This is a genomic window from Bifidobacterium castoris, assembly GCF_003952025.1.
GTDB classification, from domain to species: Bacteria; Actinomycetota; Actinomycetes; order Actinomycetales; family Bifidobacteriaceae; genus Bifidobacterium; species Bifidobacterium castoris.
This window is the reverse complement of sequence record NZ_QXGI01000002.1, coordinates 367,774-392,379: the sequence shown is the minus strand read 5'-3', so window position 1 is coordinate 392,379 and position 24,606 is coordinate 367,774. Positions and strand designations below refer to the sequence as shown.

At 67.1% G+C, this 24,606-nt stretch carries 18 protein-coding genes and 2 tRNA genes; 5 read left to right on the top strand and 15 right to left on the bottom strand.

All coding sequences use genetic code 11. From position 1 onward, the window contains the following. Window positions 1-43: 43 nt before the first annotated feature. Entirely contained in the window at window positions 44-724 is a 681-nt protein-coding gene (gene leuD / locus D2E22_RS03835) for a 3-isopropylmalate dehydratase small subunit (protein ID WP_126031789.1), read from the bottom strand. A gap of 24 nt (window positions 725-748) precedes the next feature. Then, window positions 749-2,152 (bottom strand): 3-isopropylmalate dehydratase large subunit, encoded by a 1,404-nt coding sequence (gene leuC, locus D2E22_RS03830; RefSeq protein ID WP_126031788.1) that lies wholly within the window; start codon window positions 2,150-2,152, stop codon window positions 749-751. 411 nt (window positions 2,153-2,563) lie between these two features. On the opposite strand from leuC, the gene D2E22_RS03825 reads away from it, so the two are divergent. Beyond that, window positions 2,564-3,316 (top strand): IclR family transcriptional regulator, encoded by a 753-nt coding sequence (locus D2E22_RS03825; protein ID WP_206431349.1) that lies wholly within the window; start codon window positions 2,564-2,566, stop codon window positions 3,314-3,316. Window positions 3,317-3,615: 299 nt separating this feature from the next. On the opposite strand, the gene D2E22_RS03820 is transcribed toward D2E22_RS03825, so the two are convergent. The 5 genes from D2E22_RS03820 to D2E22_RS03800 all read right to left on the bottom strand — a co-directional run bounded on the left by D2E22_RS03820 (window position 3,616) and on the right by D2E22_RS03800 (window position 8,673). Then, window positions 3,616-4,953 (bottom strand): metallophosphoesterase, encoded by a 1,338-nt coding sequence (locus D2E22_RS03820; protein ID WP_126031787.1) that lies wholly within the window; start codon window positions 4,951-4,953, stop codon window positions 3,616-3,618. A 134-nt stretch (window positions 4,954-5,087) separates the two neighbouring features. Further along, window positions 5,088-5,162, bottom strand: a tRNA-Gln gene (locus D2E22_RS03815). 34 nt (window positions 5,163-5,196) lie between these two features. Further along, window positions 5,197-5,269: transfer RNA gene (locus D2E22_RS03810), tRNA-Glu, on the bottom strand. A gap of 204 nt (window positions 5,270-5,473) precedes the next feature. Beyond that, window positions 5,474-7,009, bottom strand: coding sequence for a glutamate--tRNA ligase (gene gltX / locus D2E22_RS03805; protein ID WP_206431347.1), 1,536 nt, complete (start codon window positions 7,007-7,009; stop codon window positions 5,474-5,476). 116 nt (window positions 7,010-7,125) lie between these two features. Beyond that, window positions 7,126-8,673 (bottom strand): MFS transporter, encoded by a 1,548-nt coding sequence (locus D2E22_RS03800; RefSeq protein ID WP_126031785.1) that lies wholly within the window; start codon window positions 8,671-8,673, stop codon window positions 7,126-7,128. 296 nt (window positions 8,674-8,969) lie between these two features. Here D2E22_RS03800 and D2E22_RS03795 point away from each other — a divergent pair, with 296 nt between their 5' ends. The 4 genes from D2E22_RS03795 (at window position 8,970) to D2E22_RS03780 (ending at window position 12,209) form a co-directional block, all read left to right on the top strand. Beyond that, a complete protein-coding gene (locus D2E22_RS03795; protein WP_126031784.1) occupies window positions 8,970-9,629 on the top strand; it encodes a histidine phosphatase family protein in 660 nt (219 codons plus the stop codon). Window positions 9,630-9,686: 57 nt separating this feature from the next. Further along, a complete protein-coding gene (locus D2E22_RS03790; RefSeq protein WP_126031783.1) occupies window positions 9,687-10,616 on the top strand; it encodes a hypothetical protein in 930 nt (309 codons plus the stop codon). A 531-nt stretch (window positions 10,617-11,147) separates the two neighbouring features. Continuing rightward, window positions 11,148-11,705 (top strand): GtrA family protein, encoded by a 558-nt coding sequence (locus D2E22_RS03785; protein ID WP_126031782.1) that lies wholly within the window; start codon window positions 11,148-11,150, stop codon window positions 11,703-11,705. Between the two features lie 156 nt (window positions 11,706-11,861). Then, window positions 11,862-12,209 (top strand): phenylpyruvate tautomerase MIF-related protein, encoded by a 348-nt coding sequence (locus D2E22_RS03780; RefSeq protein WP_126031781.1) that lies wholly within the window; start codon window positions 11,862-11,864, stop codon window positions 12,207-12,209. A 520-nt stretch (window positions 12,210-12,729) separates the two neighbouring features. Here the strand turns inward: D2E22_RS03780 and D2E22_RS03775 are convergent. The 8 genes from D2E22_RS03775 to D2E22_RS03740 form a co-directional block, all read right to left on the bottom strand. Continuing rightward, on the bottom strand, window positions 12,730-14,247 hold the full coding sequence (locus tag D2E22_RS03775) for a formate--tetrahydrofolate ligase (RefSeq protein WP_126031780.1): 1,518 nt from the start codon (window positions 14,245-14,247) through the stop codon (window positions 12,730-12,732). 160 nt (window positions 14,248-14,407) lie between these two features. After that, window positions 14,408-16,033 (bottom strand): C69 family dipeptidase, encoded by a 1,626-nt coding sequence (locus D2E22_RS03770; RefSeq protein WP_126031779.1) that lies wholly within the window; start codon window positions 16,031-16,033, stop codon window positions 14,408-14,410. A gap of 219 nt (window positions 16,034-16,252) precedes the next feature. Continuing rightward, the gene (locus D2E22_RS03765) at window positions 16,253-17,866 is read right to left on the bottom strand and encodes a C69 family dipeptidase (RefSeq protein WP_126031778.1); all 1,614 of its coding nucleotides are present in this window, start codon (window positions 17,864-17,866) and stop codon (window positions 16,253-16,255) included. 165 nt (window positions 17,867-18,031) lie between these two features. Next, window positions 18,032-18,586, bottom strand: coding sequence for a YbhB/YbcL family Raf kinase inhibitor-like protein (locus tag D2E22_RS03760; protein ID WP_164518402.1), 555 nt, complete (start codon window positions 18,584-18,586; stop codon window positions 18,032-18,034). 79 nt (window positions 18,587-18,665) lie between these two features. Beyond that, a complete protein-coding gene (locus D2E22_RS03755) occupies window positions 18,666-19,820 on the bottom strand; it encodes a DNA polymerase III subunit delta' (RefSeq protein ID WP_126031776.1) in 1,155 nt (384 codons plus the stop codon). 6 nt (window positions 19,821-19,826) lie between these two features. After that, complete coding sequence (gene tmk, locus D2E22_RS03750) at window positions 19,827-20,444, bottom strand: dTMP kinase (RefSeq protein ID WP_126031861.1); 618 nt, start codon at window positions 20,442-20,444, stop codon at window positions 19,827-19,829. Window positions 20,445-20,458: 14 nt separating this feature from the next. Then, window positions 20,459-23,359: a type I DNA topoisomerase gene (gene topA, locus D2E22_RS03745; protein WP_126031775.1), complete on the bottom strand. Its 2,901-nt coding sequence runs from the start codon at window positions 23,357-23,359 to the stop codon at window positions 20,459-20,461. Between the two features lie 107 nt (window positions 23,360-23,466). Then, window positions 23,467-24,576 (bottom strand): phosphatase PAP2 family protein, encoded by a 1,110-nt coding sequence (locus D2E22_RS03740; protein ID WP_126031774.1) that lies wholly within the window; start codon window positions 24,574-24,576, stop codon window positions 23,467-23,469. Window positions 24,577-24,606: the final 30 nt, after the last annotated feature.

Genomic DNA, 24,606 nt, shown 5'->3' with positions numbered 1-24,606 from the left:
CGGCCTGCGTCGCACCCGCCGCCCATTATACGGTCGCGGCCGTTCAGCGCGCGCCGATCGGGCCGGCCCAGTCGTCCTCCTGCGGATCGCGCGCCGATTCGATCGTCTGATCCGGCCCGTGCAACGCCGGGATCGTCTTCGGCTTGAACGGGAAGCGCTCGGCGCGCATCGCCTCGTAGGCGGCGATGTCGTCCTCGTGCTGCAGCGTCAGGTCGATGTCGTCGTAGCCGTTCATCAGACGCCAACGCACGTAGTCGTTGACCTCGAACGGCAGCACGACGTCGCCGCAGGCCACGGTGCGGTTCTCGAGGTCGACGGTCATCTGCCGGCCGGGCTCCTCCTCGAGGAGCTTCCACAGCAGCTCGACGCTCTCCTGCGGCATGATCGCCGCAAGGACGCCGTTCTTCGCCGTGTTGCCGTAGAAGATGTCGGCGAAGCGCGGCGCGATGACGACGCGGAATCCGTAGTCGTGCAGCGCCCAGACGGCGTGCTCGCGCGACGAGCCGATGCCGAAGTCGGGACCCGCCACGAGGATCTGGCCGTCGGCGTACTCCGGCTTGTTGAGCACGAAGTCGGGGTTGCGGCGCCACGCGTAGAACAGCGCGTCATCAAAGCCGGTGCGCGTCACGCGCTTGAGGAAGACGGCCGGGATGATCTGGTCGGTGTCGACGTTCGAGCGGCGCAGCGGGACGCCGGTTCCGGTCAGTGTTGTGAGTTTTTCCATCGAATCGTCCTTTTCTGGGATGCTTTACAGGTCGGCGGGCGTCGAGATCGTGCCGCGGATCGCCGTCGCGGCGGCCACGGCGGGCGACGCGAGATGCGTGCGCGAGCCCTTGCCCTGACGGCCTTCGAAGTTGCGGTTGGACGTGGAGATCGAACGTTCGCCGACGACGAGCTTGTCCGGGTTCATGCCCAGGCACATCGAACAGCCGGCGTTGCGCCATTCGGCGCCGAAGTCCTTGAAGATGCGGTCGAGGCCCTCCTCCTCCGCCTGCAGGCGGATGCGCGAGGACGCCGGCACGACGAGCACACGGTGGATCGAGTCGGCCTTCCTGCGGCCCTTCATGATCTCGGCGGCGATGCGCAGGTCCTCGATGCGGCCGTTCGTGCACGAGCCGATGAACACCGTGTCCACCGGGATGTCGCGGATTGGCGTGCCCGCCTCGAGTCCCATGTAGTCGAGCGCGCGTTCGGCGGCGGCGCGCTCGGTCGCGTCGGCGAAGTCCTCGGGGGCCGGGACGCTGCCGGAGATCGGCACGCCCTGACCGGGGTTCGTGCCCCAGGTGACGAAGGGTTCGAGGTCCTCGGCGCGCAGCGTGACCTCAGCGTCGAATCGCGCGTCGTCGTCGGTCTTCAGCGTCTTCCAATACTCGACCGCCTGGTCCCACAGTTCGCCCTGCGGCGCGTGCGGACGGCCCTTGAGATACGCGAAGGTCGTCTCGTCGGGGGCGATCATGCCGGCGCGGGCGCCCGCCTCGATGCTCATGTTGCAGATCGTCATGCGCGCGTCCATCGAAAGGTTCTCGATGGCCTTGCCGCGGTATTCGAGCACGTAGCCCTGGCCGCCGCCGGTGCCGATCTTCGCGATGATCGCGAGGATGATGTCCTTCGCGCTGACGTCGGCGGGCAGATCGCCCTCGATGTTGATCGCCATCGTCTTGAACGGCTTGAGGCTGAGCGTCTGCGTCGCCATGACGTGTTCGACCTCGGAGGTGCCGATGCCGAAGGCGAGCGCGCCGAACGCGCCGTGCGTCGACGTGTGCGAGTCGCCGCACACGATCGTCATGCCCGGTTGCGTCAGGCCGAGCATCGGCGCGAAGGCGTGGACGATGCCCTGGTCGGCGTCGCCGAGCGGGTGCAGGCGCACGCCGAACTCCTTGCAGTTCCTCTCGAGCGTCGTCAGCTGCGTCGCGCTCGTCTCGTCCGGGTTCGGCCTGTCGATGTCGACCGTGGGCGTGTTGTGGTCCTCGGTCGCGATGAGCTGGTCCACATGGCGCGGGGTGCGGCCGGCGAGGCGCAGCCCCTCGAAGGCCTGCGGGCTCGTCACCTCGTGCATGAGCATCAGGTCGATGTACAGCAGGTCGGGAGCGCCATCGTCGCCTTTGCGCACCAAATGATCAGCCCAGACCTTTTCGGCCAGTGTCATTCCCATGGTCGGTCTTCCTCCTACAAAAACTGGTTGCGCTTGTCAAGGGCGCGCTTCACACGTCCGTTCAGCTTATGAGTTCATCTTTCAAGACATTGCACGCACGTCACTATATGAGATATGGAGGTTCGGTGAACAGGTTGAGACAAAGGAAATCGTTGCCATTGCTACGTTTTGCGAGACTTGCGCCTCGCCGCCCCGGATTCGCCGGCAGGCTCCGCCCTCTTCGATTTGGCGTTTCATTATGTGAGATGGCATAATGTCGTCATGACTTCAAATACGCTATCCGCAAAAACCGAGCATCAGCTCGATGAGGCCGTGACAAAATCCGCCACCGCCATGACCGCCACCGAGACCGAGGCGACGCCTTCCGATGCCGCTGCAGGCGAGGCGAGGCGCCACAACCTCCACACGTCGATGACGGACGGATCCGTCGCCAATGACCATGAGATCCATTCCGGCGTCGGCGTGCTCGACAAGACCGTCAAGATCCTCGACGCGCTCGAGTCCGGTCCCGCCACGCTCGGCCAGCTCGTCAGCCAAACGAAGCTCGCGCGCCCGACCGCCCACCGCCTCGCGATCGCGCTTGAACGGCACCGTTTCGTGCTGCGCGACCAGCATGGCCGCTTCGTGCTCGGCTCGCGCTTCGCCGAACTCGCGGCCGCCGCCGGCGAGGACCGCCTGCTTGCGGCCGCCGGCCCGATCCTGCAGACGCTGCTCGACCGCACCGGCGAATCGGCGCAGATCTACCGCCGTCAAGGCGAACAGCGCGTCTGCATCGCCGCCGTCGAGCGCGCAAGCGGCCTGCGCGATTCGATTCCGGTCGGCGCGATGCTGTCGATGGAGGCCGGTTCCGCCGCGCAGATCCTGCTCGCCTGGGAGGATTCCGACCGCCTGCATCAGGGCCTGCGCCACGCCCGCTTCTCGGCCGCAAAGCTCGCCGCCGTCCGCAAGCGCGGCTGGGCCGAGTCGATCAACGAACGCGACGAGGGCGTGTGCTCGATCTCGGCGCCGATCCGCAACGCCTCCGGCCAGGTCATCGCCGCGATCTCGATCTCCGGCCCGAGCGGCCGCATGGGTTCGAATCCAGGCCACCGCTTCGCCCCGCTCGTCATGGGCGCCGGCAAATACCTGACCGATGCGCTGATCAAGGCGAGCATCAGCCGCTGAGCCACCACCCGCAGCCGCAGCCGCAAGCCACGTGCCGCGGACAGCGCCAAGGCCTATAGCCCCGAAGGCACCATCGAGGGGACCGCATCGCCGGTCCCCTCCGCCATATGTTGCGCTCATCCCCAAACCGCCATCGGCTGCCCCACACCAATGGCAATATTCGGGTGACCCCGCCCACAGAACGCCGTTGCAGCGCCCCCAATGGCATTCCGTAGGTAACCTCACCCATACACCGACACCAACCCACCCTTCCGGCGGCATTCCGCGCGTGACCACACCCCCAGAACGGCACGCGCGGTCTACCGGCCGAACAGGTTCTTCGCGATCGAATGGAGGATGCGGCTGAACGCCGTCGGCTTGTGCAGCAGGTTCACGCCTTCGCTCTTCGGCTTGGATTCGGCGATCATCCCGTACACGTAGGCCTTCTTCGAACTGGGTTTGCCCACGAGGTCGCCGAACGCGAGCAGCTGCGTGCGTGGTTCGTAGGGGTGGCGGATGTCGAACTCGAACAGCCGCGCCGCACGCCGCTGCGGCACCGGTCCGTAGGATCCGAACCCGCAGGTCGGCGACGCGATCATGCGCACGCCGTCGACGACGCCGTCGAAGGCGTTGCGGTGGTCATGGCCGGTCGAGATCGCGAAGTACGCATGCGTGTCCCGCAGGATCGCAAATTCGCCGCTGTCGTCGTCGGGGCAGCTGATGCCCTCGCCGAGATAGCCGCCGGGCGCCGTCTTCGCGTCGTCGAGCGTGTAGTACTGGCCGGAGAACATCCGATACCCCTCGACGGCGTGCGCGGCCGTCGCCGCGACCGGCTTGAGCAGCTGATAGTACTGCGGCACCGCCGTATGCTGGAAGACGATCGATTTCACGTGCGGCCCCAACACGGCCGGCAATGCGCGCAGGAACGCCAACGCGCGCGCATCCGGCGCACCGTAACCGCCCGTCGGCGCATAGTCACCGGAATCGACGAGCACGACGCCGAGGATCGTCTCGCCCTGTTCGTTCGCGACCGGCAGCGCGAAGGTGCCCGACTCGCACGCGTAGGCGACCTCGTCGGCGAGCGCCGGCACCGTCGTGCGCGCACACACGTCGGCGGCGTCAAGCGGCGCCGACGGGTCGTCGATGTGCATCTCCTGCTTCATATGCCCGGTGATGACGGGATTGAGGCAGCCTTTGAACTCGCGGTAGATCGCATCAAGCTGCGCGTTGCTCAGCCCGCACTGGAAATCATGGTTGCCGTAGGTGACGGCCCAGGGGACGCCGGCGTCCGCCATCGGCGTGACGAACTGGCGTATCGAAGAGCGCACCCGTTCGCGCGTCTGCTCGAGCTCGGCCTCGCGCCGCGCGGTCGGCAGCGGCTTCTTCCAGTGGCGTTTGCAGAAGGTGGCGGCGTAAGCGGGATCGTACCCGGCGATCTGGTTGCCGGAGAAGACGACGAGGTCGGGGCGCGCGCTCGCGAGCGCGGCTTCGATGAGGCTGATCGTGTCCGACGAGACCTTCGGACCATCCTGGATGTCGGTGAGCTGCAGGATGCGGAACTTGCCCGAACGATGGAACTGCAGCCGACCGAGGCGCTGCGACACCGACAGTGGTCCATCCATGGCCGAAGCCTGCTTGTTCGTTGCTCGTTCGCTCATACTTCCAACAGTAATGCACTTCGTGCGCGACATGGCGCGCGTCACGCGGATTCCCCCCGTTTTCCGCGCAAACGCTTCACCGAGGGCGCGCCTCGCGAAAACGACGAAACCCTCGCCGAAGCGAGGGTTTCGATTGGCTGGGATGCCTGGACTCGAACCAAGAATGGCTGAACCAGAATCAGCTGTGTTGCCAATTACACCACATCCCAATTGGCATGTTCATCACCGTGGTGGTGAACTTCGTACCCCCAACCGGATTTGAACCGGTGTTGGCGCCGTGAGAGGGCGTAGTCCTAGACCGCTAGACGATGGGGGCATCATCTCGCTGCTCCGTGAAGCAACAGAAAGAAAATATACTAGAGATCCCGCACTCATGCAAATCACGGCGTGTCGCCCATGATTCCAACGTTTTCACGCAACATCGACGCATGGCCCCGGCAAACAAAAACGGGGAACATCGGCAGATGTTCCCCGCTCGGCCGCAGTCATGCGTCCGTCCGGCGCATGACTGCGCCCCGAATCAGCCCTGAATCTCGTCGAGATGCGCGCGCAGGCCTTCGAGACGCTGCATCGTCAGCGGCTTGCCGACGATCTCCATCGACTCGAACAGCGGCGGCGAGACGCGGCGGCCGCTCATCGCGACGCGCACCGGCCCGAAGGCGACGCGCGGCTTGTAACCGCCCTCCTCGATGAGCGCCTTGTTGAGCGTCTCATGGAGATGATCGGTCTTCCATTCGTCCTCCGGCACCGCGTCGAGCGCAGCAATCGCCGCATCGAGCACTTCGCCGGCCGTCGCCTTGAGCTGCTTCTTCGCGTCGTCCTCCGGCGGGATGTACGCGTCGTCGGACAGCAGCGAGCCGACCATGCCGGCGACCTCGCCGAGCAGGCGCACGCGCGTCTGCACGAGCGGCGCGGCGGCGGTGAGCACCTCGCGCTCACGGTCGCCCAGCGCATCCCACGAATCGGCGGAGACGACGCCGGCGCGGAACAGGTACGGCACCGAACGGTCGAGGAAGTCCTGCGGCTCGAGCATGCGAATATGCTCGGCGTTGATCGCCGTCGCCTTGTCCAGATCGAAGCGCGCCGGGTTCGCCTTGACGTCGCGCACATCGAAGGCCTTGACCATCTCGTCCATCGTGAAGATGTCGCGGTCCGGGCCGATCGACCAGCCGAGCAGCGCGAGGTAGTTGAGCAGGCCTTCCTTGATGAAGCCGTGCTCGCGGTGCAGGAACAGGTTCGATTCCGGGTCGCGCTTGGAGAGCTTCTTGTTGCCCTGGCCCATGACGTAGGGCATGTGGCCGAACACCGGCGTCTCCTTGGCTACGCCCAGTTCGACGAGGTAGCGGTACAGCACGATCTGGCGCGGCGTCGAGCTGAGCAGGTCCTCGCCGCGCAGCACGACGTTGATGCGCATCAGCGCATCGTCGACCGGGTTCGTCAGCGTGTACAGCGGGTCGCCGTTCGGGCGCACGATCACGTAGTCCGGCACGGAGCCGGCCTTGAACGTGATCTCGCCGCGGATCAGGTCGTTGAACGTGATGTCCTCGTCGGGCATCCTGATGCGCAGCGCCGGCTGGCGGCCCTCGGCGCGGAACGCGGCCTTCTGCTCCTCGGTCAGGTCGCGGTCGTAGCCGTCGTAGCCGAACTCCTTGGGGCGGCCGGCGGCCACGTTGCGCGCCTCGATCTCCTCGGGGGTCGAGAACGATTCGTAGGCGTAGCCGGCGGCGAGCAGCTTCTTCGCGACGTCGTCGTAGATCGGTCCGCGTTCGCTCTGGCGGTACGGGCCGTCCGGGCCGCCGACGCGGATCCCTTCGTCCCAGTCGATGCCGAGCCAGTCGAGGGCCTCGATGATCTGGTTGAAGCTCTCCTCGGAGTCGCGCTGGGCGTCGGTGTCCTCGATGCGGAACACGAAGGTGCCACCCGTATGGCGCGCCTCGGCCCAGTTGAACAGGGCGGTGCGCACCATGCCCACATGCGGGATGCCGGTGGGCGACGGGCAGAAGCGCACGCGCACGTCCGCCGGCAGTTCCGGCTTGACGCGCTCGCGTTCCTTCATGTCTTCGACGGAGTCTTCTGGTTGTACGATTGCAGCATCAGTCATGCCGTCTATTGTGGCGCGCGCGGCCGACGTGACGGGGGCGGCCCTCCGCCCCCGCCGAGCGCGCCGCGCGCTTAGCGATCCGCCCGCTCCTGCGCCTCGTCCGCGGGGGCGTCCTCGGCCGCGATCGCGGCGACGTCCTCCAGCTGCGCGGCCGTCTCGTCTCCGTCGCCGATCGCGGCGTCGGTCGAGTCGACTTCGGTGAGCACCGGCGTCTGCGTGCTCACCTTGATCTGCTTGAAGCCGCACAGCGCGATCGCGAGCGAGACGAGCGCGAGCGCCGTAACGACGGCGAAGCCGCCGTGCGAGCCGGCATGGTCGATCGCGACGCCGGCGATCGCCGACCCGGCCGACCCTCCGATCGCGTTCATCGCGCCCATCCACGCCATGCCTTCGGTGAAGCGCGTCTGCGGCACGAGATGCAGCATCAGCTGGTTGCCGTTGATCCATGTCGGCGACTGGCACACGCCGATGAACAGGTAGATGACGGCGATGACCCACAGCTGCTTGGCGAACAGGAACGAGCCGATGCCGAGGTTGAGCACGGCGAGGCACACGTAGAAGCGCTTCCACAGCGGGATCGTCCAGTTCTTCGCGCCGTAGACGAGCGCGCCGAGCAGCGAGCTGATCGAGAAGCACGCGAACACGAATCCGGTGTACTGCTTCATGTCCGATTCGGTAGCGAACGAGACGATCGAGATGCCGGCGGCCGACTGGAACGCGCCGAGCCCGAACCAGGTGACGCATACGGCGATGAGGCCCGGACCCCAGATCGAGTCCTTCTTGCCGCTCATCGACCGCTCGTAGGCCGCCTTGCCGGCGGCGTCCACCTCGGCCGCGCTCCGCCCTTCCGACTTCGCCTGCGCGCGTGCGTCGCGTTCCGCCGTCCGCGCGCGCAGCAGCCGCGCCTTCTCGTCCTCGCGTGCACGGAACTCGCGCCGCGTGAGGCCTTCGGCGCGCGCGAGCCGCGTCTGGCTCGCCGGCTCCGTCGTCAGCTCGGTCAGGAACATCAGCGCGCCGATGAGGACGCACGCGCCGGTGAAGCTGAACGTGAGCACGCCGGAGATGACGGCCAGCGTCGAGGCGAGAGGATTGCCGATGACCCACATCGCTTCGTCGAAGACGCCGCACAGCGACAACGCGCGGTTGACGCCGACGCGGTCGTGCCTGAGCAGGTTCGTCCACCGCGCGCGGCTCATCGCGCCCCACGGCGGCACGGCGGCGAGGAACGGCACGATGCAGAACAGGATCCACGGCTGCACGTGCGCGAGCACGCATGAGACGAAGGCCGTCGCCGCGACCGTCCACACGGCGATGATCGGCACCGAGACCTGCCGCTGCCCGTAGCGGTCGACGAGCGTGCCGAACAGCGGCCCGACGGCGGCGCCGGCGATCGCCTGCACGGCCGTGAGCGCGCCGGCGAGCGAATAGTTGCCGTAGTACTGCTGCGTCATGATCGTCATCGTCATGCCGACCATCGGGAACGGCATGCACGCGACGACCGAGCCGACCGTGAACCTGGCCGTATGCGGGATCTTCAGCAGCTGCGCGTAGCCGCCGAACAACCGCCTGTTGACGTCCCTGATCCCTTTCGTCACCACGTGCTCCCTGTGTTGTGCCATGTGCCGCTCCTTTCTGCTCGCGGGGTGTGTGCCGCATGCGGCCGTCGCGCCGTTTGGCGTCACGGCTTGATTGTCGCCGCCTGCGGTTGGTTGTTGGTTGGGGTGGTCGTGTCGCGTTGCGATCCGGCTACGTCGTCGTCGAGCGACCGATCGGATTGTCCGCGCGCCGCACGCACCTCGCGCACGCGTTCGCGAACACGGCCACATTAGTCGCACCCTCCGGCGCGACACGCGGTACATTATTGAGGAGGAAGCGATTATCGTGAAATGTTCACATCAATCCGAAAGGGAGCGTCATGACGGCCACCACCATCAACTTCGTGCGGCACGGCAAGGTCCACAACCCGAACCACGTGCTCTACGAACGGCTTCCCGATTTCCATCTGTCCGAAGCCGGGCGGCGCATGGCGCAGGCGACCGGCCGCTACCTCGCCGCGAACCCGCAGACGAACACGGCCGTCGCCGTCTACTCGTCGCCGCTCGACCGTACGCGCGAGACCGCCGACGCGATCCTGCTCGAGCTCAACCGCCTGCGCGCCGACCGCGGCCAGCAGCGGCTGCAGCTGCTCACCGACCCCCGTCTCATCGAGGCGCGCAACGAGTTCCGCGGCAAGCGCATCGGCCACGGCGACGGCGCGCTGTGGCGCCCGGAGAACCTCAGGCTCGTGCGCAACCTGTGGCGTCCGAGCTGGGGCGAGAGCTACCGTTCGATCGCGAACCGTGTGCAGAATTTCGCCCTCGAAAAAGTCGACGAGCATCCCGGCGAGCAGATCGTCGTCGTCACGCACGAATCGCCGATCTGGTCGTACCGCCACATGCTCGAGACGGGACGCCCCGAACACAACATGCTGCTGCGCAAGACGGCGCTCGCGTCGGTGACGTCGATCACCTACGACAACGCGACGCACGACGTCCTGTCGATCACCTACGCCGACCCGGCGAAGGGCATCGCGTAGCCGCCGGCCATCCGTTTCCCGGACGCCGTGCGGCGTCCGCAACCATAAGGAGTCACGATGAATGCTGAACCCGACCAGGTCGTCGAGCGCATCGCCGCGCTGCCGAGCGTCCGCCAGGCCGCGCAGGAGGCGGCCGACCTCACCGAACTGTGGCCGCTGACGTCGGCGCTGCACATGGACAACGATGCGCGCTACTGCGAGAACCTGCAGGTGCGGCTGAGCCGTCTCGCCGCGCAGGTCATGACCGGCGAAACGATTCCGATGGCCGACGCCGAATTCGTCTACGAGGGCGCCGACGCGATCCCGGGGCGCCCGCAGTCGACGGTCGACGCGCTGAACGCCGCGAACGACGCGGTCGAGGCGCTCGAGGGCTTCATCTCGTCGCATGACGTGCATGGGCTGCTCGACGCCGCCGGCACGCTCGACGCCGGCTGGTCGGGCGCGACCTCCACCGCCGTCACGGCCGCCATCGGCGACCTCGAGGATTTCGTCGCCGCGCGCGCCGAGACGAAGGTCGAATCGCCCGCATGGCATTACGCCGTCGTCGTCGCACTGCTCAACGAACTGATGCGCGCCGCGACGACGCAGCTCGGAACCGAGGAGGCGACGGCCGGCGGCGCGCCCGAACAGCGCGTGCGCGGCCTTGAACGGCTCGCGCTGCCGTTCTTCCTGTTCATCAACGATTTCGCCGCGACGCTGCAGCTGCCGCAGATCTGCCTGACGGCCGAGCAGTTCCGTGGCGTCGTCGCCGCCTACGCCACGCCGAACGGCGACGACGACGCCACGGATGCCGCCACCGTGCTCGCGCAGGCGCTCGCGCCGATCGCCGGCGCCGAGTGGCGCAAGCACCGCGAGGACATCCTGTGGGACCCCAAGGAGGCGAAGGAACGCGCGCGCAAGGAGGACGAACGCAAGAACAAGGAGGCGCTCGCCGCGAAGTTCGCCCACGTCGAGGACGACCCGAACAAACCCGAGGTCGAACTGTAGGGCGGCCTCTTCCCCATCTCGCGCGGGCGCACAGGCACATAGCGCCGCAGCGCGGAGGGTGTTCCACCGTTCAGCCCCGCCCTCTCCGTGCGCCTGCGTGCGCATAGCTCGATATTTCGTGCAAACCATCGAGCTATGCGCACACCGCCGGCGAGCGCAGACGCTCCGGCGGCCCGGGCCATCAAAGGCGCACAATATCAACCATGCTGATCCCTCGACCACACATCCACCAACCCAAGCGCACATAATCACACACCCCAGCCATCCACTCGGGCGGCACGCAGCGCATATCCCCAGATTTCCCCTGAACTATCGAGCTATGCACGGGTGGAAACCTGGGGATATGCGCGACCCGGCGCAGCCGACCGGCGCCGACTGCGCCGCCGCGATGCAGGCACCGTCGCGCAGCTGCCGTTCGCATCATGGGCGAATACCCATCGAGCCAAGCGACGGCTGGCTCATACGCGTATCCCCCGCCACACCGCTCTACGCTGCCAGCGGCTTCGGACGGACCCCTTGTACACTGTTCGTGTGCGCAAACTCATTGAGCAGATCCTGAAATTCGGCATCGTCGGCATCATCGCGTTCCTGATCGACTGGGGCATCCTCAACCTCCTCGTCGGCGTGTTCCATATGCATAACGTCATCGCGGCGACGATCTCGTTCCTCATCTCGCTCGTCTTCAACTACTTCGCGAGCATGAAGTACGTCTTCAGGCACCGTCCGGATATGGCACGGTGGATGGAGATGGCGATCTTCCTGTTCTCGGCCGTCGTCGGCCTGTTCATCAACATGGTCATCATCTGGCTGTCCACCTACGGCATGAACAAGGACGCCTACATCAGCCAGCATGCGATGTACCTGCTGCGCACGAACATCGGCAAGCTCATCTCGGCGGTCGTCGTCGCGATCTGGAACTTCATCATCCGCAAATGGCTGCTCGACGACACGCACACAAATGCGATGAACCGTTTGCGCCGCGGCGACCACATCCTGTCCGAGGAGGAGCTCGAAGCGAAGTGGGAGCGGAGCTTCTCGCACCGTCTGGGCATGTGGTCGATCGAGCACACGCCCAAAGGCTGGAAGTGACGCGCCGACGCGGACGGGTCTCCCACCGGCCTCCGCTCAGCCGTCGGGTGCAACTCGGATGCGGTGCAGGGCGGTTGTCCTAGACTGGATGCTGTTGGCCGGTGACCGCCGATGCGGCCGCCGCCGTTCCATCATCCGTTCCATCAAGGAGGACCGATGCCAGTCATCCACACCCATGTCTCCATCCCGACGACGAAGGAGCAGCGCGACACGCTCAAGAACCTGTTCGGCCAGGCCATCCCCGCCGTCCCCGGCAAGTCCGAGGGCTGGCTCATGTGCATGTTCGAGGACAACGTGCCGATGTACTTCGGCGGCGACGATTCCGCGCCGGTCGCCTACGTTGAGGTGAACGTCTTCGGCTCGAACGTGCCGACGAGCGCCTGGAAGAATCTCACGCCGCAGATCATGGACGCGCTGCAGGACACGCTCGAGATCCCGGCCGACCGCACCTACATCCGCTACACCGCGACGCCCGACTGGGGCTGGAACGGCTCCAACTTCTGATCCGGGTTTTCCGCGCCGAGTTCCGCCGCCGACTACCGTGCGACGAACGCTCAGCGTATACGAGAGACGCCGCCGAATCCCCCCCGATTCGACGGCGTCTCTCTTCATTCATCTGAATCAGCGACCACGCGTCCCGGCGTGCGCGCCGGGTTTGCGGTTCTTCTGCGCGGCCACCGCCAGACACATGCCCGCCGCGATGAACGCGAATCCGAAGGCCGCGAAATGCGTCCCGAAGCCGCCCGCCGAAGGCAGCTCGACGCCGGGCTCCTCCTCCTTTTCGTTGCCGACGACGCGGATGCCGGTCGATCCGGCATCATCAACGACGAGCCACGGCAGATGGTCGCCCGTCCATGTCGTGTTGCCGTCATCATCAATCGTGAACCGATACGTCTCGTCCGACTTGATATACCCTATGCCTGCCCCACCGTCCGCACCTCCCCTTCGCCTTCAGCCCGAAACATGCGGGCCGCCGCGCGCGATCAGGCGCGTGGCGGCCCGGGAACAGACAGCCGTGTGGATCTCAGACGATCTTCGGCATCGGCGTCGTCAGCGACATCGTCAGGTTGACGTGGACTAGGCCGGCGCCGGAATGGACGTCGACCTTCTTGAGCGTCACCGTGCGTTCGTCGGCCGGCGCGGCGTCGTTGTCGGTCATCGTCGCCGGCGACTTCACGGCGACGAGCGCGAGGTCGTCGAAGACGACGCCGGCGTCCTCGGCGAGAGCGCGCGCGGCTTCGAGCGACTCCTCGAATCCGGGCTTCATGACGACGCGATCGGCCGGGACGCCATAGGCGTGCTCGCACACCCACTTGACGTTCTCTACAAGCGGCATGCCCTTGTGGCTCGTCGGCGTCTCCGGCGCATCCTCGGCGCTCACGGCCTCGGCGAAGGCGTCGAGCTGCGGGGCGAGCGCATCGCCGCCGTCACGGTACAGGTTGCCGACGATCGGCTCGCGGAAGCCGAGCTCGGCGGCCGTCTCGCGCAGCGCCGGAACCTGGTCGTCCTCGCCGTCCCACAGATTGATGAGCGGGAAGGTCGGAATGCCGAGGCCTTCGAGACGTTCGACGTGGAAGGGGTAGCGCCACTGCAGCGCCGGGTCGTCGCGCCAGGTGGAGGCGCGCGTCACGACGACGGCCGCGCTCGGCCACTGCGCCCCGTATTCGCGGCAGGCGATGTCGAGCCACTTCTGCGCGCCGGCATCGGCGCCGTAACCGGCCTCGACGATGACGACGTCATGCTGCGCGCACGCCATCTCGACGGATACGAGCGACGGGATGCCGATCGAGACGTTCGCGAAGGGACCGCCGTGCACATACACCGGCGAGCCGTTCTTCGTCTCGGTCTTCGCCGGCTTGACGGCGTCGGCGAGGATGTTCGTGACGCGCCACAGGTCGATGAACTCGCCGAAGGTCACGGCCTTGCCGTCCTTCGTGCCGGCGATCATCTTCGCGACGCGATCGGCGATCTCGTCCATCGAACGCGACAGCACGACGATCTGCATCAGCTCGCAGGTAGGCGTGAGCACGGTCTTCTCGCGCACGTCGTTCTTGCCGGCGTCGACGACGACGCTGCGCAGCGAACGCGACGGCACTTCGGAGACGCGCGGGACGAGCACCGTGTCGAGCAGACCGTCGTCGACGGCCTTCTCGGCGAAGGAGGCGAGCAGGTTCTGCGCCGCCTCGATCGCGCCCATTTCACCGCACAGACCCCAGTCGATGAGCTCGGGATGCGTCAGCGACGCCTTGCCGCCACCGGAGGCGCCGCCCTTCGAGCCGGCCGCCGTGATGCCCATGCTCGGCTGGCGCAGCACCGCGGCCGCGTCGATGCCGCGCGCGTTGAGCGCGTCGATGAGCGCGATCGTCGTCGTCGTCTTGCCTTCGCCGCGCGACGCCTTGAGCGGCGTGTCCGCGGTGACGAGGACGACCTTGCCGTGCTTGCGCGGAGCGTCGGGGTTGTTGTTGAGGGAGTCGAGATAACCGAATGCGTCGATCTTGTCGACCAATCCGTAAGGCTTGGTGAAATTCTCGATGAGCGACACTGCACGTTCCTTTCCGGTGGTTGAGCTGCCTGTTCCAACATATCAGCACGCTGCGGCCACGAGACGTCCCCCATCACGATGCGAACGGCGAAAGCCGGCGCACGCGGGCGGGCGGCCCATGCGCGCCGCCTTCGGATCATCGTGCGATGAACAGCGGCGATCAGTTGTCGGACATCGCGAAATGGTTTTTCATCGCGAGGCTCGACGTGTACAGCGCCGTGTCGAGCAGCTTCTCGGTCTCCCTCTTGAGCTGGCACGCGAGATCCTCGTTCGCCGTCGCGAGCACGCCGCGCACCTCGGGGTCGCGCACGGCCTCGATGATCCCGTCCGGCTCCATCGGCTGCACGTCCTCGACGAGGTCGTCCTCGGCGAATCCGTCGTCGTACTCGTGCTCGCGGGCGGCGGCCTCGAGCACGACGTCGCCGCCGAGGCGGTTCACCTGCTCGTCGGCGGCGCGCAGCATCGCGTGGCCGAGCGCGCCGACCCTCTGCTGGTAGTTCTCGACGGCGGACAATGTCTGCGCGTGCTGCGCGTCGCACAGCACGCCGATGATCCGGTTCACCCAGTAGAAGTTCTCCGAGGTCACGCGCGCCGTCGTGTCGCGCAGATAGGCGGGCGTATCGTCGACGTTCGGGAAGAACGGGACCATCGCGTTGAACGGGTTCGAGCCGTAGGCGATCCACTGCACGGCGCGGTTGACCTGCGGGCGGTACGGGCGAATCTGCATCGCGGCGAGATGGTTCGTGCGGTTGATGCCGATCGGGCGGAAGCGCGTGCGAGACGCGTCGTCGCCGCGTGTGCCGTAGGGGTCGTAGGGCGTCTCCTGGTAGTGGGAGCTCAGGATGTACTTGACGTCCTCCATCGTGATCTTGCGGTCCGGCTGGCGGCACCACGGGATGTCGTCGGCGTCCGGCTTGTGGTCGGCGTCCGGGCCGTCCCACACCTCGTCGAGCGGATTGAAGTAGCGCTGCATGTACCATGCGCGCGGCGTGTTGTAGACATGGTCGGAGTCGGAATGCGAACCGAAGGCGTCACGCGGCGAGAACGGCGACGCGCCCTCGACGGCGAGGCTCAGATGGTTGCGTTCGATGAACTCCCCGAGGTCGGCGGAGCACATGTAGTCGCGCTGGTCGCCGAGCGCGTCGTCGAGGTCGAACTCGTCGATGCCCAGCTGGTTCGGCATCGTCACATAGCAGTCGTCGGGCACGCGGCGCGCGATCCAATGGTGGCCGCCGACCGTCTCGAGCCACCAGATCTCGTTGACGTCGCTGAACGCGACGCCGTTCATCTCGTAGGTGCCGTACCGTTCGAGCAGCGCGCCGAGACGGGCGACGCCCTCACGCGCCGTCCTGATGTACGGCAGCACGATCGTGACGAAATCCTCCTCGCCGATGCCGCCGGCGACCTCGGGCTTGTAGTAGTCGTCGCCCGGCTTGCCGACCGCCGGCGCGAACTCGACGAGCGGGTCGGCTCCGAGCACGCGTGCGTTCGTCGTCAGCGTCTCGGTGGCGCTCATCGCGACGTTCGCCTCGTTGACGCCGGCCTCGCCCCAGATGCCGCTTTTGCGGATCGCGTTCGGCACGCTCGAATACTGCAGCGGGTCGTCGGGCAGCTCGATCTCGACGTGCGAAAGCACCGACTTGTAGTGACGCGGCTGATCCTCGGGCCTGACGATGACGAACCGCTTCGGGTCGAACTCGCCGTTGCAGCTGTCCTCGTTGCGCGCGATGATCGTCGATCCGTCGTAGCTTGCGTCCTTGCCGACGAGCAGGGTTGTACAGCTCATATCTCTCCCATGGTGTCAGATGATGCGGATGGTGCCGCCCGCGCCGTCTGCGCCGGCGTGCGGGCGGCCTCCACGGCCATTGTAGGAGGATAGGCCAATGCGCCGCATTCGTCCAACCATGATACGAAATACGCCGTCGGCATACGCATAGCGCTGCGTATGCCGACGGCGCATGGAGCATGGCGCGTACGGCGCGCGCCACGCACGGTCGGGCACGGTTTAGAAGTCGGCCATGCTGAACGCGTTCTTCATGTTGACGCTCGTCGCCTGCAGGCACTGCGCGATGATCGTCTGCGTCTGCGCTTTGAGCTGCGCGGCCATCGTCGTGTTCGCGGCCGTGAGCAGCTCGCGCGCCTTCGGGTTGCGCGTCGCGTCGGTGACGTCCTTCGGCTCCATCGGCTCGACGTCCGCCGGGATGCCGAGCTCCTCGTCCTTGACGCCGCGGGCGGCGGCGGCGCGCGTCGCGTCGACGCCGAGGCGGCCGAGCTGCTCGTCGGTCGCGAAGACCATCTGATGGCCGAGCGCCGCGACCGTCTGCTTGTAGTGCGCGATCTGCTCCGCGGTGCCGGCGTAGTCGGAGTCGCCGAGGACGGCGAGCAGACGGCTCGCCCAGTAGTAGCTGTCGAGCGTGACCTCGGACGTCGTGTCGCTCACATATGCCGGCATCGCGTCGACGTTCGCGAAGAACGGCACCGTCGCGTTGAACGGCGTCGACGCGAAGGTGATCCAGTGAATCGCACGGTCGACCTGCGGCGCGTACGGGCGAATCTGCATGATCGAGCGTTCGCAGGTGCGGTTGATGCCGGCCGGACGGTACAGGTGACGCGTCGCGTCGGTGCCGAGCTTGCCGTACGGATCGTACTTCGTGCCTTGGTAATGCAGAGACAGCGCGTAGTCGACGTCCTCGATCGTGATCTTCTTGTCCGGCTGACGGCACCACGGGATGTCGTCGTCGCTCGGGCGCACGTCGGCGTCCGGGCCGTCCCAGGTCTCGTCGAGCGGATTGAAGTACTTTTCGATCATCCACGCGCGCGGCGTGTTGTAGACGTGGTCCATGTCCGAATGGGAGCCGAAGGCGTCACGCGGGTCGAAGCGTCCCTCGAGCGCGAAGTCGACATCCAGATGGTGCAGGTCCATGAACTCGCGCAGGTCCTCGGAGCACATGTATTCCCGCTGCTCGCCGTAGGCGTCCTCGAAGTCGAAGTCGTCGATGCCCAGACGGTTCGGGTTGACGACGTAGCAGTCATCGGGCACGCGGCGCGCGATCCAATGATGGCCGCCGACCGTCTCGATCCACCACACTTCGTGCGCGTCCGAGAACCCGATGCCGTTGCTTTCGTACGTGCCGTACCTCTCCAGCAGCGCGCCGAGACGACGCACGCCCTCACGCGCGGTGCGGATGTACGGCAGCACGATCGTGACGAGGTCCTCTTCACCGATGCCGCCGGCCGATTCCGGCACATATCCGGCGTCGCCCGGCTTGCCGACCGCGGGCGTGTACGGGACGAGCGGATCGGCGCCGAGGACGCGCGCGTTCGACGTGATCGTCTCGGTCGCCGTCATCGCAACGTTCGCCTCGTTGATGCCGGCCTCCCCCCACACGCCGTCGCTCGTGAACGAATTCGGCGTCTCCGAATACTGCAGCGGATCGTCGGGGAGGTCGATCGTCAGATGCCCGTTGACGCTCGTGTAGGTGCGGGGCTGGGCCTCCGGCCTGACGATGATGAGCTTCTTGTTGTTGAACGATCCCGGTTCGTCGTCCTCGTTGCGCGCGATGATCGTCGATCCGTCATAGCTCGCGCCTTTGCCGACTAGAATGGTGGTGCATGCCATACGATGCCTCTTTTCCATGCATGGGGCACAGCCCATGGGGATGCGGCGCGGGACGCCGCCCTCCCATGCGCTCTGCTCGTGTTCCCACTTGTTCTACCGTTCTACCGCGTTTTGCGGCGCATGAGGCATCGGACCGGCAAATTACTCCATGGGTGGAGCGGGGTTTCAGCAGCTGCCGACGAGCGTGATGCCGCCGCCGTCGACGACCTGCGCATGCTCGAGGCCGTGCAGCATCGCATTGAGCCAGAAGCCCTGCTCGAGATCCGGGATCGGCTCGGTCGTGCCCCAGATCTGCAGCACATAGCGATGGTCCTGATCCGGCGGCTGCGGACCGGTGTATCGCGCGACGAGCTGCAGGTTCTGCTGGTCCTGGCCGTAGAGCGGCGACGCCTGCGAATTGCGCCCCTGCGCCGCCTCCGGGATCATCGCGTTGACTTTGCGCGAGAAATCGGCGGGAATCTGCAGCGCATGCGCGTCCGACGGATCGAACATGATCGCGTCGACCGGCAGGTTCGCCATCGTCCAGTGGATCCATTCGAATCCGCACACCGGAATCGAATCGGGATCGCTGAACTCCCAATGCAGGTATTTGACGGCCGGATTGAGATGGTCGATGTAGAAGGGGAAGGAGATGCACGGCACGCCGTCCACGCGGGCGTCATCGGGCGCCTGCTTGGCGTAAAGGTCCGGCACGGTGGTGAAATCTGCGGAAACTAGCATGACTCCAGTATCGCGCATCGGCGGCGCGCATGGCGACGCATGGCTGATATATCGCGTGTCGCGAATCGCCGTCGGCCGCTCACATATCGGCGAGCGCGCAAAACAGCGCTTCGATCACGAGCAGCGCGTTGCCGTTGCCGAGCAGACGCCGGCGCGCGACGTTGATCTCGTCGAGGCAGCCGATCGTCCGCTCCCTTCGCAGCCGAGCGCTCAGGTCGGCGATCGCGCGCCGGTTCTCGACGTTGACGAGGCCGACCGATTCCTCGGCGTCGTTCTGCAGCACGGCGACGTCGCGGTAGACGCTCGCGACCGAGTTGAGCGCGCGGTCGAGCACGTCGCGCGTACGGCGCGTCGTCTGGCGTTTGACGTCGTCGGTCTTCGTCAATGCGTTGTACGCGGGGCGCAGCGACGGCGGCACACGGTCGCCCTCCTGCAGGCCGTTGAGGCGCAGGAACTCGGCGCGCGCCTTGTCGCCGCGCTTGGCCACGTCGGCGGCGGCCTGCGCCTTCGCGCTGTCGAGCAGGGAGCCGGCGAGCAGGATCGCCTGCGACGTCCTGCGCAGCCCGAGGACGCCGACGACGAGCTCGTCGCGGTCGGCGAGCACCTGCGAGTCGGTCGCGTACAGCGTCGCGACGCCGATGTGCCCTTCGGCGAGCCGCGCGGCGCGCACGGCGAGGTTGTGGTCGACGCCATGCCGGTCCTCGAGGTACTGCGCGACCTGCGCGTCCGAAGGCACGCCGAGGTTGACGATGCGCGTGCGCGAACGGATCGTCGGCAGCACGTCCTGCGCGCTCGGCGCGCACAGCAGCCAGATCGTGCGCGGGCTCGGCTCCTCGATCTCCTTGAGCAGCACGTTCGTCGTGCGTTCGAGCATGCGGTCGACGTCCTCGATGATGATGATGCGCCACGGGCCGCTGCGCGGCATCTGCTCGGCCGTCGTCACGAGGTCGCGCACCTCGTCGATGCCGATCGTCACCTTGTCGGTCGTCAATGTCGTCACGTCCGGATGCGTGCCCGCGAACACCTCGCGCACGGCCTTCGTCGGCTCGTCGCCGAGGCCGTGGTCCGGGCTCTCCAACGCGGCCGCGAACGCGCGCGCCATGTTGGAGCGGCCCGAACCGGGAGGGCCGCAGATCAGCCATGACTGCGCCAGCATCTTCGGGTCGCCGCAGCTGACCGCGCGCAGCTGTTCGACGACGCGGTCCTGCCCCACCAAGGTGTCCCACACGCTCATGACGTCTCACCCAACCAGATTCGCGCTGTCTTGGCAAATCGTACGCGCGACGTCGTCGGCCGGCGCCGATGCGTCGACGACGAGGAAACGCTCCGGCTCGCGCCCGGCGAGGTCGAGGAACGCGCGGCGCGTGCGCCGTCGGAAGGCGTCGCCGGCCGATTCGATGCGGTCGTCGGCGTGCGTGAGCCGCGCATGCGCGAGCTCCGGATCGACGTCGAGCAGATAGGTGCGCCGCGGCAGCAGGCCGCCGGTCGCCCACATGCTCAGCCCGCGGATCTCGTCGGCCGTCAGTTCGCGGCCGCCCGCCTGATAGGCGAGTGACGAATCGAGGTACCGGTCGGTGATGACGATCGCGCCGCGTTCAAGCGCCGGGCGGATCGTCTCGGCGACGTGCTGAGCGCGGTCGGCGGCGAACAGCAGCGCCTCGGCGCGCGCCGCGATCGGTGCGTCGCCGTGCAGCAGCAGCCGCCGGATCTCGACGCCGAGCGACGTGCCGCCCGGCTCGCGCGTGACGACCACCTCCCTGCCCCGCGCGCGCCAATGGTCGGCGAGACGCTCAACCTGCGTCGTCTTGCCGGCGCCGTCGACGCCTTCGAAGGAGACGAACAATCCCTGTTGCGCCATCGTCATGCCGCCGCTCAGCGCCTCGACGCGACGGCCGGGCGCACGTAGCCGTCATGCTCGCTCAGATACTCGATGTCCGACTTGACGGTGGCGGGCGTCGAGCCGATCTCGCGCGCGATACGCGCGTTCGGCCATCCCTGGTCGGCGAATTCACGCACCTTTCTGCGGCGCTCCTCGCGGGCGGCCTGCGCGGCGCTCACCGGCTTCGTCTTCGCGGACCTCGACGATTTCGACGATTTCGCCGACGCCTTGCGGCCACGGCGCTTGGCCGGGCCGGCCGCGCGCTTCTCGGCGAGCAGACGGAACGCGTCCTCGGCGGAGATCGTCTTCGGATCGTACTGCTTGGGCAGCGAACGGTTCGTCTCGCCGTCGGTGATGTAGGCGCCGTAGAAGCCTTCCTTGATCGTCACCGGCTTGTTCGTCGTCGGATCGTTGCCGAGTTCGCGCAGCGGCGGCTTCGCGGCGCGGCGGCCGCGGCCGTACTTCGGCTGCGCGAACAGGTCGCGCGCCTGCTGCCCGGTCACCGTGAAGATCATGTCCTCGTTCTCGAGCGAACGCGTCTCGCTCGTGCCGTCGGCGCGTTCGCGCGTCAGATACGGGCCGTAGCGGCCGTTGTTCGCAAGGATCTTCGTCGTGCCCGTCTCGCCGGTCTTCTCGTCGGTCTCGTCGTAGGACGCGACGAGTCGCGGCAGGCTCAGCAATCTGAGCGCGTCGTCAAGCGTGATCGTCTCCGGCGTCATCGACTTGAACAGCGACGCCATCTTCGGACGCGCATCCGAGCCTTCCTCGACGAGCGCGATGTACGGGCCGAAACGGCCGTTGCGCAGCTCGACGGTGCCGCCGGTCGCCGGGTCGGCGCCGAGCACGCGCGGACCGCCGGCGTTCTCGTCGATGAGCTTGTGCGCCTCGGCGACGGTGAGCTCGTCCGGCGCGAGCGTCTCCGGGATCGACGCGTGCTTCGGATTGCCCTTGTCGTCGAGGTGCTTCATGTCCTCGAGATACGGGCCGTAGCGGCCGACACGCACATTGATGCCGTCGCCGATCTCAATCGTATTGATCGCGCGTGCGTCGATCTCGCCGAGCTGCGCGACCTGCTGCTGCAGTCCCTCATGCACTTCATCGGCGTTCCTCGCCGCGTCCTTGCCGGTGCCGAAATAGAAGGCGGTGAGCCAGTCGCGCCCGGTGTCCCTGCCGTGCGCGATCTCGTCGAGGCCGTTCTCCATATCCGCCGTGAACTGGTAGTCGACATACTTGGGGAACTTTGTCTCGAGCAGTTTCGTCACGGCGAACGCGAGCCACGACGGGATGAGCGCGCGGCCGCGCTCGTACACGTATTTCCTGTCGATGATCGTCGAGATGATGCTCGCGTAGGTGGACGGGCGGCCGATCTCCTTCGCCTCGAGCGTCTTGACGAGCGAGGCTTCGGTGTAGCGCGCCGGCGGCTGCGTCTCATGGCCGTCCGCCTTCACGTCCCGCGCGTGCAGCACGTCGCCCGGGCTCATCGGCGGCAGCGACGCCTCGTCGTCCTTCGCGCCCTTGCGGTGCTCGCCGAGCACGCGCAGGAAGCCGGGGAACTCGATGACGGTGCCCGAAGCCTGGAACGTCGTCTCGCCGCGGTCGCCGGCGCCGGCGGTGAAACGCGCTGTGGCCGTCGAACCGGTCGCGTCGGCCATCTGCGAGGCGAGCGTGCGCTGCCAGATGAGCGTGTACAGCTTGAGCTGGTCCGGCGGCAGCTTGCCGGCGAGCTGCGACGGATCGCGGAAGTGCGAGCCCGCCGGACGGATGCATTCGTGCGCCTCCTGCGCGCCCGCCGTCTTCGTCGCGTACTGCTTGGGGCTCTCGGACAGATACTGCTCGCCGAACTCGCGCGCGACCGATTCGCGCGCGGCGTGGATCGCCTCCTGGCTGAGCGTGACCGAATCGGTACGCATATAGGTGATGTAGCCGTTCTCGTACAGCATCTGCGCGGCGCGCATCGTCTGCCTCGACGACATGCCGAGACGGTTGCCGGCGGCCTGCTGCATCGTCGACGTCGTGAACGGCGGCTGCGGACGGCGCCGATACGGCTTCTTCTCGACGTCGGCGACGCTGAACGGCGCCTGCCCGAGCGCGGCGGCGATCGCGGCGGCGTCGGCCTGCCCCAGCTGGCGCACGCCGTCCTTGCGCGCGGCCTCGGTGAGTTCGCCGCGCGACGTGAAGTCCTTCGACCCGGCGACGCGATGGCCGTCGACGGCGACCAGACGCGCCTCGAAGGCCACGTCGGCGCCGAGCGCGTCCGGCGCCTGCAGCTGCGCGACGACGTCCCAGTACGGCGCGCGCACGAATGCCATGCGTTCGCGCTCGCGTTCGACGATCAGACGCGTGGCGACCGACTGCACGCGCCCCGCGGACAGTCCCGGGCCGACCTTGCGCCACAGCACCGGAGACAATTCGTAACCGTAGAGGCGGTCGAGCACGCGACGCGTCTCCTGCGCATCGACCATATGGCCGTCGACCTCGCGCGTATGCTCAAGCGACGCGCGGATCGCCTCCGGCGTGATCTCGTGGAACACCATGCGCTTGACCGGTACCTTCGGCTTGAGCGTCTGCACGAGATGCCATGCGATCGCCTCGCCTTCGCGATCCTCATCGGTCGCGAGGAAGAGCTCGTCGGCGTCCTTGAGCGCGGCGCGCAGCTCGGCGACGGTCTTCCTCTTGTCCGCGCCGACGATGTAGTAGGGTTTGAACCCGTCGTCCACATCGACGCCGAACTTGCCGAAGCGCGCCTTTTGGTCAGCGGGAACCTGACTCGGCTGGGCAAGGTCGCGAATATGCCCCACCGAAGCGAGCACGGTGTACCCGTCCCCGAGGTAGCCGCCGATCTTCTTGGCCTTCGCCGGGGATTCGACGATCACGAGCTTGCTGCCTGCAGTCATGATTTCTCCTTACATGCGGTATTCGCACGCCATATTACTCACGGGCTGCGCAATCGACTGCGCCGGCCCGGCGCGTCTCGGCGCCGATCGGGGCGTTTCGACGCCGTTCATTTCGCTTTGGGCGGCGCCGGCGGCGCGCCGATGAGCCCGAGCTTCGTCAACGGCGCGGCCGTCAGCTGGCGCATCATCAGCACCATGCCGTTGACGAACGCGGCGCATCCGAAGACGAGCGCCGTCGTCGCCGCGCACGATCCCGAGGCCGCCCAGCCCGCCGACGACACGAGCCCGGGCTGCACCTGCCAGACGACGTAGACGCCGTACGCGATCGCGCACAGCCCGAGCGTGATCAACGCGGTCGCGACGAGCTGGATCGACGGCGACGAGACGCGGTCGCCGGGACGGTCCATGCCCGAGGCGCGCGTGCACGCCAGCGTGAGCATCATCAGGCCGCCGGCGATGAACATCGCCATCAGCACGTCGCTCGGCCGGTGCCACTGGTCGAAGACGACCGATGCGCCGACGACGATCGTGCACACCGTCGACAGCACGGCGCACGCGGCACGCCATGCGTGCGGCACCGCGCACAGCAGCACGAGCCCCGCGGCCGCGGCGAGCATCGTGTGCCCCGACGGCGCGGAATTGTTGACCGACGATTCGACGTAGATGAGGAACGGCCTCGGCAGGTACGGCTTGAGCAGTCTCGCCGCGGCGAAGCAGACGGCGCCGTAAACAGCGAGCTGCCCGACGAGCCACCACCGCCGGCGCAGCGCGGCGACGACGAAGGCGGCGGCGCCGAAGGCGAGCGCGACGCCGATGATGATCGGCGACTGCAGATGGCCGAAGCCGAGCCACGACGGCATCGTCGACGCATAGTTGACGATCGCGAGGTCCTCGAAGGTCTGCCCGGCGACGGTGCGCACGCCGAGCCAGTAGACGGCGGCGGCGATCGCGAGGAAGACGACGCCGAAGACGACGCCCAGCACGACGCTCGACGGGCGCGGGCGCAACGTCAGCGGATCGAGCTGCGCGAGCTTGTCCTTCATGTCCTGCGCGAGGACGTCCTCCTCATTGGGCTTATCGGCGCCGCCCTGCGGCACCGGCAGCGGTGCGGGGCGCTGCGGCTTCTCGAGCGCGGACCAGTGCGTCGCGTCAGCGGAGGGCTGCGTCGCGCCGGCGTCGGGATGCGCGGACGGGGTGTCATGCATGTGCTCGGTCATGCTACCGACTGTAGCGCAAGTGGGGAAAAA